Origin of the sequence: Pseudomonas sp. NFACC43 (genome assembly GCF_900119645.1) — a bacterium.
GTDB lineage: Bacteria > Pseudomonadota > Gammaproteobacteria > Pseudomonadales > Pseudomonadaceae > Aquipseudomonas.
Map to the genome: position 1 here is coordinate 150,857 of NZ_FPKK01000007.1, position 14,113 is coordinate 164,969.

Sequence of the window (14,113 nt, forward strand, 5' to 3'; positions counted from 1 at the left end):
CGCAAGCAGCAGTCACAGGTGGTGCGGCACTAAACTGGTGCAGCACCGAATGCGCAGTACCTAACGAAGACGGTAATAAGCATGAATCTTCACGAGTATCAGGGTAAGCAGCTGTTCGCTGAATACGGCCTGCCAGTATCCACAGGCTACGCGGTAGACACCCCGGAAGCGGCAGCAGAAGCTTGCGACAAAATCGGCGGCAGCGAGTGGGTTGTCAAAGCCCAGGTTCACGCCGGTGGTCGCGGTAAAGCGGGCGGCGTAAAGCTGGTTCGCAGCAAAGAAGACGCCAAAGCCTTCGCACAGCAGTGGCTGGGCAAGCGTCTGGTGACCTACCAGACTGACGCCAACGGTCAGCCGGTCACCAAAATCCTGGTTGAATCGTGCACTGATATCGCTAAAGAGCTGTACCTGGGCGCTGTCGTCGACCGTTCGAGCCGCCGCATCGTGTTCATGGCTTCCACCGAAGGTGGCGTGGACATCGAGAAGATCGCTCACGATACCCCTGAGAAAATCCTCAAGGCCACCATCGATCCACTGGTTGGCGCCCAGCCATTCCAGGGTCGCGAGCTGGCATTCCAGCTGGGCCTGGAAGGCAAGCAGGTCACTCAGTTCGCCAAGATCTTCGTAGGTCTGGCCAAGCTGTTCCAGGATCATGACCTGGCGCTGCTGGAAGTGAACCCGCTGGTGATCAAGGCCGACGGCGACCTGCACTGCCTCGATGCCAAGATCAACATCGACGCCAACGCCATGTACCGTCAGCCGAAGCTGAAGACTTTCCACGATCCGTCCCAGGACGATCCGCGCGAAGCGCACGCTGCCAAGTTCGAACTGAACTACGTGGCCCTGGAAGGTAACATCGGCTGCATGGTCAACGGTGCCGGCCTTGCCATGGGTACCATGGACATCGTCAACCTGCATGGCGGCAAGCCAGCCAACTTCCTCGACGTGGGCGGCGGCGCTACCAAGGAGCGCGTAACCGAAGCGTTCAAGATCATCCTGTCCGACACCAACGTCGCCGCAGTACTGGTCAACATCTTCGGCGGCATCGTTCGTTGCGACATGATTGCCGAAGGCATCATCGGCGCCGTGAAAGAAGTCGGCGTGAAAATCCCGGTTGTTGTTCGCCTCGAAGGCAACAACGCTGAGCTGGGCGCTAAAGTACTGGCAGAAAGCGGTTTGAACATCATCGCTGCTACCAGCCTGACCGACGCTGCTCAACAAGTCGTAAAAGCTGCGGAGGGCAAATAATGAGCGTCCTGATCAATAAAGACACCAAGGTTATCTGCCAGGGTATTACCGGTTCGCAAGGTAGTTTCCACACCCAGCAAGCCATCGAGTACGGCACCCAGATGGTTGGCGGCGTAACTCCGGGCAAGGGCGGCACCGAGCACCTGGGCCTGCCTGTCTTCAACACCGTCAAGGACGCTGTTGCTGCCACTGGCGCCACCGCCAGCGTGATCTACGTTCCGGCTCCTTTCTGCAAGGACTCCATCCTTGAGGCGGCGTTCGGCGGCATCAAGCTGATCGTGTGCATCACCGAAGGCATCCCTACCATCGACATGCTGGAAGCCAAGGTCAAGTGCGACGAGCTGGGTATCACCCTGATCGGCCCTAACTGCCCAGGCGTGATCACTCCAGGCGAATGCAAGATCGGCATCATGCCAGGTCACATTCACTTGCCAGGCAAGGTCGGTATCGTGTCCCGTTCCGGCACCCTGACCTATGAAGCCGTGAAGCAGACCACTGACGCCGGTTTCGGCCAGTCCACCTGCGTCGGCATCGGCGGTGACCCGATCCCAGGCTCCAACTTCATCGACATCCTGAAGCTGTTCCAGGAAGACCCGAAGACCGAAGCGATCGTCATGATCGGTGAGATCGGCGGTTCCGCTGAAGAAGAAGCCGCTGCCTTCATCAAGGCCAACGTGACCAAGCCGGTCGTGTCCTACATCGCTGGTGTGACTGCTCCTCCGGGCAAGCGCATGGGCCATGCTGGCGCAATCATCTCCGGCGGCAAGGGCACTGCGGACGAGAAGTTCGCTGCCCTGCAAGACGCCGGCGTGAAAACCGTGCGTTCGCTGGCAGACATCGGCAAGGCCCTGGCCGAGCTGACTGGCTGGGAAATGAAGAAGTAAGCTTCGGCTGACCTTTTCGTTCCAGCAACAAAGGCCACCTCCGGGTGGCCTTTGTCGTTTCTGGCCTGTTGGATCTACGCATTGTTTCTGCGCAGAGGGCCTTAGTCTGTGGTGGAGGATTTATCTGTGGCGAGGGGATTTATCCCCGCTGGGCTGCAAAGCAGCCCCCAAGCAATCGAGCGCGGTTTATCTGGAAGAATGCGGCCACCTTGTTGGGGCCGCTTTGCAGCCCAGCGGGATGAATCCCCTCGCCACAGGTCATCCCCTGTCTATCAGGAGTGTGATGAGGGAAAAATAGATACGTAAACGCGACATTGAAATGTCGTGTATCGGATAGTGCGCCCCGTAACAGTGCGTTTTCTGCACGGATTCGTTAGGCTAGCAGCCATTTTTGCGACCGCTCCCCACAAGGAAGCGACGCGCTAAACGGGTCGGTCCCATACGGATCGACAACATTTCCCTCACCCATAAGGGAAATCCCTCTCTAAATTCCGATTCAGCAGTGTGGTTTCCTTAATGAAAGTGTTGAAAGGCCAGGACATCCTGGCACTTGGTTTCATGACATTTGCCCTGTTCGTCGGGGCCGGCAATATCATTTTCCCGCCAATCGTCGGCTTGCAGTCCGGGCCCCATGTCTGGATGGCGGCGCTGGGCTTCCTGATCACCGCGGTCGGCCTTCCGGTTGTCACCGTCGTTGCGCTGGCCAAGGTGGGCGGGGCGATGGATGCCTTGAGCAGCCCCATCGGCAAGGTCGCCAGCGGGTTGCTGGCCGCGGTCTGCTACCTGGCTGTCGGCCCGCTGTTCGCCACGCCGCGCACCGCCACGGTCTCGTTCGAGGTGGGCCTGGCGCCATTGACCGGCGAAAGCCCGCTGGCCCTGTTGATCTACAGTGCCGTGTACTTCCTCCTGGTGTTCTTCATTTCGCTCTACCCGGGCCGTCTGCTGGATACCGTCGGACGGTTCCTCGCACCGCTGAAGATCATTGCCCTGGCCGTGCTGGGGATCGCCGCGTTCGCCCTGCCTGCCGGCGGTATCGGCGTGGCGACACCGGAATACGTGGCGGCGCCGTTTTCCCAGGGCTTCATCAATGGTTACCTGACCATGGACACGTTGGGCGCATTGGTGTTCGGCATCGTCATCGTCAACGCGATCCGTTCCCGGGGTGTCGAATCGCCAGCCTTGATTACCCGCTACGCCATCATCGCCGGGCTGATTGCCGGGGTGGGCCTGGCGCTGGTCTACGTCAGCCTGTTCCGCCTCGGTTCCGGCAGCCATGAAGTGGCCGCAGGGGCGACTAACGGCGCCGCTGTGCTGCATGCCTACGTGCAACACACCTTCGGCAGCCTGGGCAGCGGCTTCCTCGCGGTGCTGATTTCCCTGGCCTGCCTGGTGACCGCCGTTGGCCTGACCTGCGCCTGTGCCGAATACTTCAGCCGTGTCCTGCCGCTGTCCTACAAGACCCTGGTGGTGATCCTGGCAGCGTTTTCACTACTGGTGTCCAACCTGGGCCTGACCAAGCTGATTGCGTTCTCCATCCCGGTCCTGACCGCGATCTACCCGCCATGCATCGCCCTGGTGGCCCTGAGTTTCTGCAAGGACTTCTGGCATGAGCAGAGTCGCATTGTCGGCCCGGTGATGCTGGTGTCGTTCCTGTTTGGCCTGGTCGATGCGCTCAAGGGCGCCGGTCTGGCGGACTGGATGCCGGCGCAACTGGCCCAATTGCCGTTGAGCGAACAAGGCCTGGCCTGGCTGGTGCCTTCGGTGATGACCCTGGTGGTTGCCGTGGTGTGCGATCGCCTGCTGGGCAAACGCAGCGAAGCTCTGGCTTAAGCAGCTTCAGGCCGATTCACCGGCCACAACCGAAATGCCCCGTATCAATCGATACGGGGCATTTTTTTGGGTGCAGTGTCTTTTTTCGTGCGCTAACGTCGAAGCAGTGTCTGAAAGGCGTACACAGCACCTGTGGAGCGAGCTTGCTCGCGATAGCGCCAGATCAGCAGCATCAACGTGTCTGATAGATCGCAATCGCGAGCAAGCTCGCTCCCACAGGTCGGCATTTCAAGGCGCGTCTGGCTTTAGACGTCATGTTTTTAGATATACAGGAAATCGAATGTCATTCATCCAAGCCAACCTGTCCCATCTGCTTGCCGCTGTCTGGTTCATCGTCTGCTGGGGCGGCTATACCCGCTATGCCACCTGGAAAGCCCGTGACACGGCTTGTCTGGCGAGCGTGATGCACTTGTATCGCGAGGACTGGATGCGTCGCATGCTGCTGCGCGAGAACCGCATCGCCGACGCCAGCGTGATCGGTAACCTGGAGCGCAACGCCTCGTTTTTCGCCTCCAGCACGCTGATTATCCTGGCGGGTATCCTGACCGTGCTCGGGGCGTCCGATCGGGCGGTGTCGCTGCTGGCCGACCTGCCGCTGGTGCAGCAGGCTTCCCAGGGGCTGGCGGAGGTCAAGCTGTTGTGCCTGGCATTGGTGTTCGTCTATGCATTCTTCACGTTCAGCTGGTGCATGCGCCAATACAATTTCGCGGCGGTGCTGGTGGGCTCTGCGCCGATGATCGGCGAGCGGCATGTGTCGGAGCAGGAGCGCAAGGCCTTTGCGCTCAGGGCGGCCCGGGTCATTTCGATGGCGGCCAACCAGTTCAACTTCGGCCTGCGCTCTTATTACTTCGGCATGACCATGCTGGCCTGGTTCGTCAGCCCCTGGTTGTTCATGTTGATGAGCGCCGGCGTGGTATTTGTGCTGTACCGCCGGGAGTTTCATTCCGACGTGCTGGATGTCATGGTCTACACCCCGACCGAAGCGCCACCCAGCGAAGTGAGCCGGGAAGCGGCCTGATTCATTGGTCCCGCCAGAATGCAGACAAAAGAAAACCCGCACCAGGCGGGTTTTCTTTTGTCACTAAAACCGGATCAGTTGGTTTTAGGCGCGGTTGCAGGGGCTTGTTCCTGCGTTGCTGCTTCGTTCGATTCGGCCTGGGCTTTGGCGGCTTCGGCGTTTTCTTTCGCCGCGTCGTTCACTTTATCCTGTGCTTTGTTCATGTCCTGCTGAGCTTGCTCCGAATGTTGGGCGGCATCTTGAGCTTTGTCTTCGGATTTCTTGTCGCAGGCAGCGAGGCCGAGGGAGGCAGCCAACATCAAGGCAATAGTCAAAGTCTTACGCATGGGGTGTTTCTCCTTATGGAAATAACTACTGGCCTTTTGAGCTATACCCCTTGGCTTAAGTTCCTCTTTTGCTACAGATATATAACTTCGTGTCGGCATGGAACTTTATCGGGTTCGTCTATTATCGGACCTGGCCACTAACAAGAGTTTCTAACCAATGGCTGAAAACCCCGTTTTTGAGCGCGCGACCCGGTTTCTATCGGCACTGCGCCATTGCCAGGTGCTGGGCCTGACGCTGAAAAGCGCCAGCGAGGAAGGACTGACACTGGTGCTGCCTTTCAGTCCCCGGATCGTGGGCAACCCCCTCTCGGGCATCATCCATGGTGGCGCGCTGACGTCATTGATGGACACCGCTTGCGGCATGTCGACCCTCTGTGTACTGCCGCAATTCGAGGTCTGTCCGACCCTCGACCTGCGCATCGACTACATGCACGCCGCCCAACCCCACAAGGACGTCTACGGCTTCGCCCAATGCTACCGGGTCACGCCGGACGTGATCTTCACCCGGGGCTTCGCTTATCAGGACGACCCCGATCAACCCATCGCCCATGTGGTGGGCACTTTCATGCGCCTGGGGCAGCATGCCAGGGGTATGGGCAGGCAGGTACCCAAGGCCGGAGCGGACACGCCATGACGGCCATTACCCAGGAACAACTGCGTCAGGCCTGCGAGCAGGGCGACTATGGACTATTGATGGCGTCGATCCCTTACGCACAGTTGATCGGCGCCGAATGCACTCGTCAGGGCAATGACCTGCTGTTTCGCCTGCCGGCGAGCCCGGACAACATTGGCAACCCTTTATTGCCGGCGATCCATGGTGGGGTGATCGCCGGTTTCATGGAACTGTCGGCCGCCGTTCATCTGCTGATTGCCACCCGTACGCCAGGTGTGCCGAAGATCATCGACTTTTCCCTGGATTACCTGCGCGCCGGGCAGTTCCGTGACACGTACGCTCGTTGCCAGGTCTGGCGCCAGGGGCGGCGGGTGGCCAACGTGGCCATCACGGCCTGGCAGGACGACGAGGCCGAACCCATCGCCACCGCGCGGGCGCATTTCAAGATCCAGGAGCCGACGAAGCCGACCCACCCTTGAAATCATCGGCGCCGCCCCCACCTTGAGGTCATCCCGCCGCCGATCTCAGCGAGGCGGACACCACCATCCACTTGGAGTTTGATGACAATGAGCGTGGAAACTCAAAAGGAAACCCTGGGCTTCCAGACCGAGGTGAAGCAACTGCTGCACCTGATGATTCACTCGCTGTATTCGAACAAGGAAATCTTCCTTCGCGAGCTGATCTCGAACGCCTCCGACGCTGTCGACAAATTACGTTTCGAAGCCCTGTCCAAGCCAGAATTGCTGGAAGGCGGCGCTGAACTGAAGATTCGTGTGAGCTTCGACAAGGACGCGAAGACCATCACCCTGGAAGACAACGGCATCGGCATGAGCCGCGAAGAGGTGATCACTCACCTGGGCACCATCGCCAAGTCCGGCACCGCCGACTTCATGAAGAACCTTTCGGGTGACCAGAAGAAGGATTCCCACCTGATCGGTCAATTCGGCGTCGGTTTCTATTCCGCGTTCATCGTGGCCGATCATGTCGAAGTCTTCAGCCGCCGTGCCGGCCTCGCCGCGAGTGAAGGCGTGCACTGGTCGTCCAGGGGCGAAGGGGAATTCGAAGTCGCCACCCTCGACAAGGCCGATCGCGGTACCCGTATTGTGCTGCATCTCAAGTCCGGTGAAGACGAGTTCGCCGATGGCTGGCGCCTGCGCAACATCATCAAGAAATACTCCGACCATATCGCACTGCCGATCGAGCTGCCCAAGGAAGTCACCGCCGCCGAAGGCGAAGAGAAGCCTGAGGTGCAGTGGGAAACCGTCAATCGCGCCAGTGCCCTGTGGACTCGTCCGCGCACCGAGGTGAAAGACGAGGAATACCAGGAGTTCTACAAGCACATCGCCCACGACTACGAGAACCCGCTGAGCTGGAGCCACAACAAGGTCGAAGGCAAGCTGGAATACAACTCCCTGCTGTACGTGCCGGCCCGCGCGCCGTTCGACCTGTACCAGCGCGAAGCACCACGCGGCCTGAAGCTGTACGTGCAACGGGTATTCGTGATGGACCAGGCCGAATCGTTCCTGCCCCTGTACCTGCGCTTCATCAAGGGTGTAGTGGACTCCAACGACCTGTCCCTGAACGTCTCCCGGGAAATCCTGCAGAAAGACCCGATCATCGACTCCATGAAGTCGGCGCTGACCAAGCGCGTGCTGGACATGCTGGAGAAGCTGGCGAAGAACGAGCCCGAGCAGTACAAGAGCTTCTGGAAGAACTTCGGCCAGGTGATGAAAGAAGGCCCGGCCGAAGACTTCGCCAACAAGGAAAAGATCGCCGGCCTGCTGCGCTTTGCCTCCACCCAGGGTGACGATGGCGAGCAGGTGGTCGGCCTGGCCGATTACCTGGCCCGCGCCAAGGAAGGCCAGGACAAGATCTACTACCTCACTGGCGAAACCTATGCCCAGGTCAAGAACAGCCCGCACCTGGAGGTTTTCCGCAAGAAAGGCATCGAAGTGCTGCTGCTGACCGACCGCATCGACGAGTGGCTGATGAGTTACCTCAACGAGTTCGACGGCAAGAGCTTCGTCGACGTGGCGCGTGGCGACCTGGACCTCGGCAACCTGGATTCGGAAGAAGACAAGAAAGCCGCCGAAGAAATCGCCAAGAGCAAGGAAGGCCTGGTGGAGCGGATCAAGACGGCCCTGGGCGACGCGGTCAGCGAAGTGCGGGTGTCCCATCGCCTGACCGATTCTCCGGCGATCCTGGCCATCGGTGAGCAGGACCTCGGCCTGCAGATGCGCCAGATCCTCGAGGCCAGCGGCCAGAAGGTTCCGGATTCCAAGCCGATTTTCGAGTTCAACCCTTCTCACCCGCTGGTGGAGAAGCTGGACAACGAGCAGAGCGAAGAGCGCTTTGGCGATCTGTCGCACATCCTGTTCGACCAGGCGGCCCTGGCCGCTGGCGATAGCTTGAAGGACCCGGCGGCTTATGTTCGCCGCCTGAACAAGCTGTTGGTGGAACTGTCAGCTTAATCAAGTGCAGGAAAAACCCGCTTCGGCGGGTTTTTCATTTCGGGATGTTCGATTGAAGAGGAGTCCGTCATGAGTCAGATCACGGTTCGTTCACTGGTCTATCAGATCGAAGGTCAAGCCTATGAAGGCCGCCTGGCCTTCGACATCCACCAGCAGGGCCCGCGCCCGGGCCTGTTGATGGCACCGAATTGGATGGGAGTGGGGGCGGGGGCCGAGGAGATCGCCAAGTCCGTGGCAGCCAATGGCTATGTGGTGTTGATCGCCGACCTGTACGGACAGACGATGCGTCCGAGCAATGCCGATGAGGCGGGGGCGGCGATGATGCCGCTCAAGAATGATCGGGCCCTGTTGCGCAAGCGCATGCAGGCAGCGTTCGAGCAATTGCAGAGCCAGGGCGAGGCACCGGTCGATGTGTCGAAACTCGCCACATTCGGCTTCTGTTTCGGCGGTTGCTGTGCCTTGGAACTGGCTCGCACCGGCGCGCCGCTGAAGGCCGCCATCTCCTTCCACGGCACCCTGGACACGCCGGATTCGACGGATGCGCGAAATATCCAGGGCTCGGTGCTGGTGATGCACGGTGCGTCCGACCCGCTGGTGCCCAAGGAACAGCTACCGGCATTCGAGGAGGAAATGAATGCCGCCGGGGTGGATTGGCAATTGCTGAGCTACGGTGGAGCGGTGCATTCGTTCACCGATCCGCAGGCCAATGTCCCCGGCAAGATGATGTACAACGCCAAGGTCGCCAATCGCGCGTTCCGGTCGATGCATAACTTGCTGGACGAGGTGTTCAGGGGCTGAAGCCGGGTTCTGGATTTGAATCTCCTGTTGCCTGGTATAAAGCCGTCGCGAGCAAGCTCGCTCTCACAATGATCCGCTGTGAACGCACATTCCGTGATCACTCAAATCCGATGTGAGAGCGAGCTTGCTCGCGATGGTGGCCCGACAAGCAATCCTGGAATCAGGGCAACTCGATCCGCTCGCTTTCCCCTGGCACGCTCGGCCAGTCTCCGGCCGCCCAGCGCCGGCGGGCTTCGTCGATGCGGGCGGGGTCGCTGGAGACGAAATTCCAGTTCATCCGTCGCGGCCCGTCCAGCGGTGCCCCGCCGAACAGCACGGCATGGCAGTCGCTTTCGGCGCACAAAGTCATTTCTTCGCCCGTCGGCAGGATCACCAGGGTGTGCGGCTCTACCGGCTCGCCCTCCAGCATTGCCTCGCCGCTCAATACGTACAACGCCCGTTCTTCATGCTCCGTGGGAATCAGCAAGGTCGTCGCGGTTTGCAGGTTCAATTCGGCGTATAGCGTAGGAGACAGCACCGGCACCGGCGATTCCAGGCAAAAGCCTGACCCGGCAATCATGCGGATACTGACCCCCAGGTTTTCGCTGACCGGTAGGGTGCGGGCCGGATGATGGCTGTAGTGTCCCGGTCCTTGTTCGTGGGACTGGGGCGAGGCCAGCCAGACTTGCAGCCCGTGCAGGGCGAAGGCTTCCCCCAGCAGCGCCTCTGGGGTGCGCTCCACATGGGCAATGGCGCTGCCGGCGGTCATCCAGCTCACATCGCCGGCCTCCACCACCTGATCGGAGCCGAGGCTGTCCTTGTGCTGGAGCGTGCCCTCGAACAGGTAGGTGAGGGTGGACAGCCCGATGTGGGGGTGTTGACGGATATTCATCCCCTGGCCGGCCGGGTAGGTGGTTTGCAGCATATGGTCGAAAAACACGAAAGGGCCGACGCTGCGGCACTTGGCGCAGGGCAGTGGACGAAGGATCGGCTGGCCTTCGACATCTTCTGCGCGGGGGCGGACGGTCAGGGGCGTGGGCATGGTGTCTTCCTGGTCGATAACGGATGTGGCGAGCATAACCCGGCACGGGTACTTGAACCCAGGTGGCAAGGCCAGGGTCTATGTTGCTCACGTTCCTGGGAAGTTATCCGTTGACCCGTCTGATCCTTACCTGGTTGCTGGTCGTTTCGAGCAGCGCGACCATGGCTCGCGAATACACCTACAGCGATGCGCACCTGCATTACGTCGACTTCTTCCAGGAAACCGCCGGGATGCCCAAGCTGCTCAAGGCCATGGACGACAATCGCATCGAGCACGTCATGATCTCCGGTATCCCGGTGGCCAAGAAATGGCATGAAGACGAGCCCAAGCGCCCACGTTACTACGCCGGTGACGATGCCGATGCCTATTGGTACAGCGCCACCGATGTGATCGTCGCGGCGGCGGTGAACAAGCTGACGACCGAGCAGCGCCGGCGTTTCCATCCGTTCCTGTCCGGCTTCAACCCCAATGACAAGAACTCCGCCGCCCACATCCAGCGCATGCTCGATCTGTATCCGGGGCTATGGCAGGGCATCGGCGAAGTCTTCACGCGCCACGATGACCTGACGGCGCTGACCTCGGGTGATACGCCGCGGGCCAACAACGAGGCCATGACGCGGATCTATCACCTGGCGGCGGAGAACGACCTGCCGGTGATGCTGCATTCCAACATCACCTCCAAGCGCGAAAGGAACCCGTTGTACCTGGCGGAAATCGAAGAGCCGCTGCGCAATCATCCCCACACCCGATTCATCTGGGCCCACGCCGGTACCAGCATGGAGATCCATCGGCACCAGACCCAGCTGGATTTCCTCTTGCCGACGCTGAGCCGGATGCTCGAAGCCTATCCCAACCTGTACATCGACCTGTCCTGGAGCCTGCTGACGCCCTACCTGCTGGACGAGGCAGGCAAGCCTCGACCGGAGTGGGTCGAGTTGGTGAAGCGCTTCCCCGACCGCTTCATGGTGGGCTCGGACGTGGTCGGACGGTTCAAGAAGCTCGGTCACGAGCTGCACGGCTTCGATCCGTTCCTGGATGCCTTGCCCGAGGAGGTGGCCAGGAAAGTGGCGCGGGATAATTTCCTGGCGGTGCTGCCTCGTTCGGTCCCACGATAAGGAAAGTGCTTTGTGACGAGGGGATTTATCCCCGCTGACTGTGCAACAGGCCCGAAGCTTCGATGGTGATCGGTCCAGCCACCGAGACATCGGGCTTGAGCCCGCTTCGCGAGCCAATGGGATAAATCCTTTCGCCACAGAGGCTGCTCGGTGATGCTGGTTTGTCATCAACCTGTCACTGCCGCGTCATACCCTCGCGCTCATCTCAATCAAGGAGCGCACCATGCAATTCACCTGTTCAAGCGCACTGTTCGCGCTGCTGTTGACCTGTGGCCTGGCTCAGGCGCAGGTCCGTGTCGAAGGTCCGGTGGAGTACGGCGTCTTCGAAGGCCCGCAAGCCGAGCTGCAATCGGGGGAGCGGGTCCTGCGTCGCAGTAACGAGCAAATCCGCCAGACCCAGGAGGTACCTGCGAAGCTGGGCACCAAGTTCGGCATGCGCTACCAGCTGGCGGGCAAGGTCGCCGATGACCAGCCGTTGACCCTGCTGTATTTCACGCCTGGCATCCAGACCCCCGATGGCCTGCGCCACGATAAACTCGAAGTCATCCAGAAACTGGTACCCGGTGCGCCCCAGGACGTCATGGCCTACGAATTCACCGAGAGCCACGAAGTGGTACCGGGTGAGTGGCGGTTCATGGTATTCCAGGGGGATCGGCTGCTGGCCCAGCAGCGGTTTGTAGTGCGCTGAGTTCCAATTCACCACAGACCCCATGTGGGACCGAGCTTGCTCGCGATTGCGGCAGGCCAGTCAACTTATCGGGTGCATGACACGCTGCAGTCGCGAGCACGCTCGCTTCCACAAAGGGGACTACGGTGTGTTGAGCAGGCGCAAAAAAACGCCCCGAACCGGTCGGGGCGTTTTCGCGTGCGGCGTGACGGCGAGGCTTACTTGCCTTGCCAGCGCTTCAGGACCAGGGTGGCGTTGGTGCCACCGAAGCCGAAGCTGTTGCTCATCACGGTGTCGATGGTGGCGTTTTCGCGAGTCTTGGTCAGGATCGGCAGGTCGGCCACTTCCGGATCCAGCTCGTCGATGTTGGCCGAACCGGCAATGAAGTTGCCTTCCATCATCAGCATGCAGTAGATCGCTTCGTGGACGCCGGCGGCGCCCAGGGAGTGGCCCGACAGGCTCTTGGTGGAGCTGATGGCCGGGGCCTTGTCGCCGAACACTTCACGCACGCCTTTCATTTCCGCGACGTCGCCGACCGGAGTGGAAGTGCCGTGGGTGTTCAGGTAGTCGATCGGCGTGTCGACGGTGGACATTGCCATCTGCATGCAGCGGATAGCACCTTCACCACTCGGGGCCACCATGTCGTAGCCGTCGGAGGTGGCGCCGTAGCCAACGATTTCGGCATAGATCTTCGCGCCACGGGCCAGGGCGTGTTCCAGTTCCTCGACCACCACCATGCCACCGCCACCGGCAATGACGAAACCGTCACGGTCGGCATCGTAGGCGCGAGAGGCTTTTTCGGGGGTGTCGTTGCGCTTGCTGGACAGGGCGCCCATGGCGTCGAACAGGAACGACTGGCTCCAGTGTTCCTCTTCACCGCCGCCGGCGAACACGATGTCCTGCTTGCCCATCTGGATCTGTTCCATGGCGGTACCGATGCAGTGGGCACTGGTGGCGCAGGCGGAGGCGATGGAGTAGTTCAGGCCCTTGATCTTGAAAGGCGTGGCCAGGCAGGCGGAAACGGTGCTGCTCATGGTCCGGGTGACGCGATACGGGCCGACGCGCTTGACGCCTTTTTCCCGCAGGATGTCCAGCGCTTCCATCTGGTTCAGTGTGGAGGCACCACCGGAGCCGGCGATCAGGCCGGTGCGCGGGTTGGAAACCTGCTCTTCGGTGAGTCCGGAATCGGCGATGGCATCTTTCATGGCCAGGTAGGCGTAGGCCGCCGCGTGGCCGACGAAACGGTAGATCTTGCGGTCGATCAGCTCTTCGAGATTGAGGTCAATGGAGCCGGAAACCTGGCTACGCAGACCCATTTCGGCGTATTCCGGGTTGAACCGGATGCCAGGGCGGCTTGCACGCAGGTTAGCGGAGACGGTCTCTTTGTCATTGCCCAGGCAAGAAACGATGCCCAGACCAGTGATAACGACGCGGCGCATGCGGATAACCCTTAGAAGTTGTCAGTGGAGGTGAAAACGCCGACCCGGAGGCCTTCGGCGGTGTAGATCTCGCGTCCGTCGACAGCCACCGAACCATCGGCAATGGCCATGTTCAGCTTGCCCTTGAGGACACGTTTGATATGAATGTTATAGGTAATCTTGCTGGCGGTCGGCAGTACCTGACCGAAGAACTTCACCTCGCCCGAACCCAGGGCGCGACCACGGCCTGGCAGGCCTTGCCAGCCGAGGAAGAAACCGACCAGCTGCCACATGGCATCCAGGCCCAGGCAGCCCGGCATCACCGGATCGCCTTCGAAGTGGCAAGCGAAGAACCACAGGTCCGGCTTGATATCCAGCTCGGCGACCAATTCACCTTTGCCGTACTTGCCACCCTCGTCGCTGATATGGGTGATGCGGTCCACCATCAGCATGTTCGGGGCGGGCAGTTGCGCGTTACCTGGGCCGAACAGCTCACCGCGACTGCAGCGCAGCAGGTCTTCCCGGGTAAAGGCGTTTTGTTTGGTCATGCGAGCTCCTCAATAATCCCATGCGGCAGGGTGGGGCGAATCTTCCCGACCGATCGAAGCGTTCATGCCTCGCATCGGCAGCCTACCCATAGACTATTGCGTTGTAGTGAAAGTCACAGCGCACAGGAAAATGAATGAACAACTGTGCACTGAAAT

14 protein-coding genes are annotated in these 14,113 nt (G+C 60.4%); 10 read left to right on the forward strand and 4 right to left on the reverse strand.

What is annotated here, in order from left to right; genetic code table 11:
• Positions 1 to 81: 81 nt before the first annotated feature.
• From sucC to BT179_RS14245, 4 genes are all read left to right on the forward strand, one after another.
• Entirely contained in the window at positions 82 to 1,248 is a 1,167-nt protein-coding gene (sucC, locus tag BT179_RS14230; protein ID WP_003179235.1) for an ADP-forming succinate--CoA ligase subunit beta, read from the forward strand.
• Positions 1,248 to 2,132: a succinate--CoA ligase subunit alpha gene (gene sucD, locus BT179_RS14235; protein WP_053149972.1), complete on the forward strand. Its 885-nt coding sequence runs from the start codon at positions 1,248 to 1,250 to the stop codon at positions 2,130 to 2,132. The genes sucC and sucD overlap by 1 nt, the downstream gene beginning before the upstream one ends.
• 516 nt (positions 2,133 to 2,648) lie before the next feature.
• The gene (gene brnQ, locus BT179_RS14240) at positions 2,649 to 3,962 is read left to right on the forward strand and encodes a branched-chain amino acid transport system II carrier protein (protein ID WP_072393587.1); all 1,314 of its coding nucleotides are present in this window, start codon (positions 2,649 to 2,651) and stop codon (positions 3,960 to 3,962) included.
• A gap of 280 nt (positions 3,963 to 4,242) precedes the next feature.
• Complete coding sequence (locus BT179_RS14245; RefSeq protein ID WP_072393583.1) at positions 4,243 to 4,980, forward strand: DUF599 domain-containing protein; 738 nt, start codon at positions 4,243 to 4,245, stop codon at positions 4,978 to 4,980.
• Between the two features lie 74 nt (positions 4,981 to 5,054).
• On the opposite strand, the gene BT179_RS14250 is transcribed toward BT179_RS14245, so the two are convergent.
• Positions 5,055 to 5,306 (reverse strand): hypothetical protein, encoded by a 252-nt coding sequence (locus BT179_RS14250; protein WP_072393580.1) that lies wholly within the window; start codon positions 5,304 to 5,306, stop codon positions 5,055 to 5,057.
• A 157-nt stretch (positions 5,307 to 5,463) separates the two neighbouring features.
• Between BT179_RS14250 and BT179_RS14255 the strand changes: the two genes are divergently transcribed.
• The 4 genes from BT179_RS14255 (at position 5,464) to BT179_RS14270 (ending at position 9,188) form a co-directional block, all read left to right on the forward strand.
• A complete protein-coding gene (locus tag BT179_RS14255) occupies positions 5,464 to 5,940 on the forward strand; it encodes a PaaI family thioesterase (protein ID WP_072393577.1) in 477 nt (158 codons plus the stop codon).
• Positions 5,937 to 6,398 carry a PaaI family thioesterase gene (locus tag BT179_RS14260; RefSeq protein WP_072393574.1) on the forward strand — a complete coding sequence of 154 codons (462 nt, stop codon included), beginning with the start codon at positions 5,937 to 5,939 and terminating at the stop codon, positions 6,396 to 6,398. Before BT179_RS14255 ends, BT179_RS14260 begins: the two co-directional genes overlap by 4 nt.
• A gap of 87 nt (positions 6,399 to 6,485) precedes the next feature.
• Positions 6,486 to 8,390 (forward strand): molecular chaperone HtpG, encoded by a 1,905-nt coding sequence (htpG, locus tag BT179_RS14265; protein ID WP_072393571.1) that lies wholly within the window; start codon positions 6,486 to 6,488, stop codon positions 8,388 to 8,390.
• Between the two features lie 69 nt (positions 8,391 to 8,459).
• Positions 8,460 to 9,188: a dienelactone hydrolase family protein gene (locus BT179_RS14270; RefSeq protein ID WP_072431593.1), complete on the forward strand. Its 729-nt coding sequence runs from the start codon at positions 8,460 to 8,462 to the stop codon at positions 9,186 to 9,188.
• 160 nt (positions 9,189 to 9,348) lie between these two features.
• Here BT179_RS14270 and BT179_RS14275 read toward each other — a convergent pair whose 3' ends face one another.
• Positions 9,349 to 10,209, reverse strand: a complete 861-nt coding sequence (locus BT179_RS14275; RefSeq protein ID WP_072393565.1) for a pirin family protein — start codon at positions 10,207 to 10,209, stop codon at positions 9,349 to 9,351.
• 161 nt (positions 10,210 to 10,370) lie between these two features.
• Here BT179_RS14275 and BT179_RS14280 point away from each other — a divergent pair, with 161 nt between their 5' ends.
• Positions 10,371 to 11,324 carry an amidohydrolase family protein gene (locus BT179_RS14280; protein WP_143148708.1) on the forward strand — a complete coding sequence of 318 codons (954 nt, stop codon included), beginning with the start codon at positions 10,371 to 10,373 and terminating at the stop codon, positions 11,322 to 11,324.
• 223 nt (positions 11,325 to 11,547) lie between these two features.
• Complete coding sequence (locus BT179_RS14285; protein ID WP_072431591.1) at positions 11,548 to 12,012, forward strand: DUF3859 domain-containing protein; 465 nt, start codon at positions 11,548 to 11,550, stop codon at positions 12,010 to 12,012.
• Positions 12,013 to 12,209: 197 nt separating this feature from the next.
• Here BT179_RS14285 and fabB read toward each other — a convergent pair whose 3' ends face one another.
• Together fabB and fabA are read right to left on the reverse strand one after the other, a co-directional pair.
• A complete protein-coding gene (fabB, locus tag BT179_RS14290) occupies positions 12,210 to 13,430 on the reverse strand; it encodes a beta-ketoacyl-ACP synthase I (protein WP_072393556.1) in 1,221 nt (406 codons plus the stop codon).
• 11 nt (positions 13,431 to 13,441) lie between these two features.
• Positions 13,442 to 13,957 (reverse strand): 3-hydroxyacyl-[acyl-carrier-protein] dehydratase FabA, encoded by a 516-nt coding sequence (gene fabA, locus BT179_RS14295; RefSeq protein ID WP_072393552.1) that lies wholly within the window; start codon positions 13,955 to 13,957, stop codon positions 13,442 to 13,444.
• Positions 13,958 to 14,113 lie beyond the last annotated feature (156 nt).

Coding starts and splice junctions, on each gene's coding strand:
- sucC (WP_003179235.1), top strand. CDS start 82: ATGAATCTTCACGAGTATCAGGGTAAGCAGCTGTTCGCTGAATACGGC.
- sucD (WP_053149972.1), top strand. CDS start 1,248: ATGAGCGTCCTGATCAATAAAGACACCAAGGTTATCTGCCAGGGTATT.
- brnQ (WP_072393587.1), top strand. CDS start 2,649: ATGAAAGTGTTGAAAGGCCAGGACATCCTGGCACTTGGTTTCATGACA.
- BT179_RS14245 (WP_072393583.1), top strand. CDS start 4,243: ATGTCATTCATCCAAGCCAACCTGTCCCATCTGCTTGCCGCTGTCTGG.
- BT179_RS14250 (WP_072393580.1), bottom strand. CDS start 5,306: ATGCGTAAGACTTTGACTATTGCCTTGATGTTGGCTGCCTCCCTCGGC.
- BT179_RS14255 (WP_072393577.1), top strand. CDS start 5,464: ATGGCTGAAAACCCCGTTTTTGAGCGCGCGACCCGGTTTCTATCGGCA.
- BT179_RS14260 (WP_072393574.1), top strand. CDS start 5,937: ATGACGGCCATTACCCAGGAACAACTGCGTCAGGCCTGCGAGCAGGGC.
- htpG (WP_072393571.1), top strand. CDS start 6,486: ATGAGCGTGGAAACTCAAAAGGAAACCCTGGGCTTCCAGACCGAGGTG.
- BT179_RS14270 (WP_072431593.1), top strand. CDS start 8,460: ATGAGTCAGATCACGGTTCGTTCACTGGTCTATCAGATCGAAGGTCAA.
- BT179_RS14275 (WP_072393565.1), bottom strand. CDS start 10,209: ATGCCCACGCCCCTGACCGTCCGCCCCCGCGCAGAAGATGTCGAAGGC.
- BT179_RS14280 (WP_143148708.1), top strand. CDS start 10,371: ATGGCTCGCGAATACACCTACAGCGATGCGCACCTGCATTACGTCGAC.
- BT179_RS14285 (WP_072431591.1), top strand. CDS start 11,548: ATGCAATTCACCTGTTCAAGCGCACTGTTCGCGCTGCTGTTGACCTGT.
- fabB (WP_072393556.1), bottom strand. CDS start 13,430: ATGCGCCGCGTCGTTATCACTGGTCTGGGCATCGTTTCTTGCCTGGGC.
- fabA (WP_072393552.1), bottom strand. CDS start 13,957: ATGACCAAACAAAACGCCTTTACCCGGGAAGACCTGCTGCGCTGCAGT.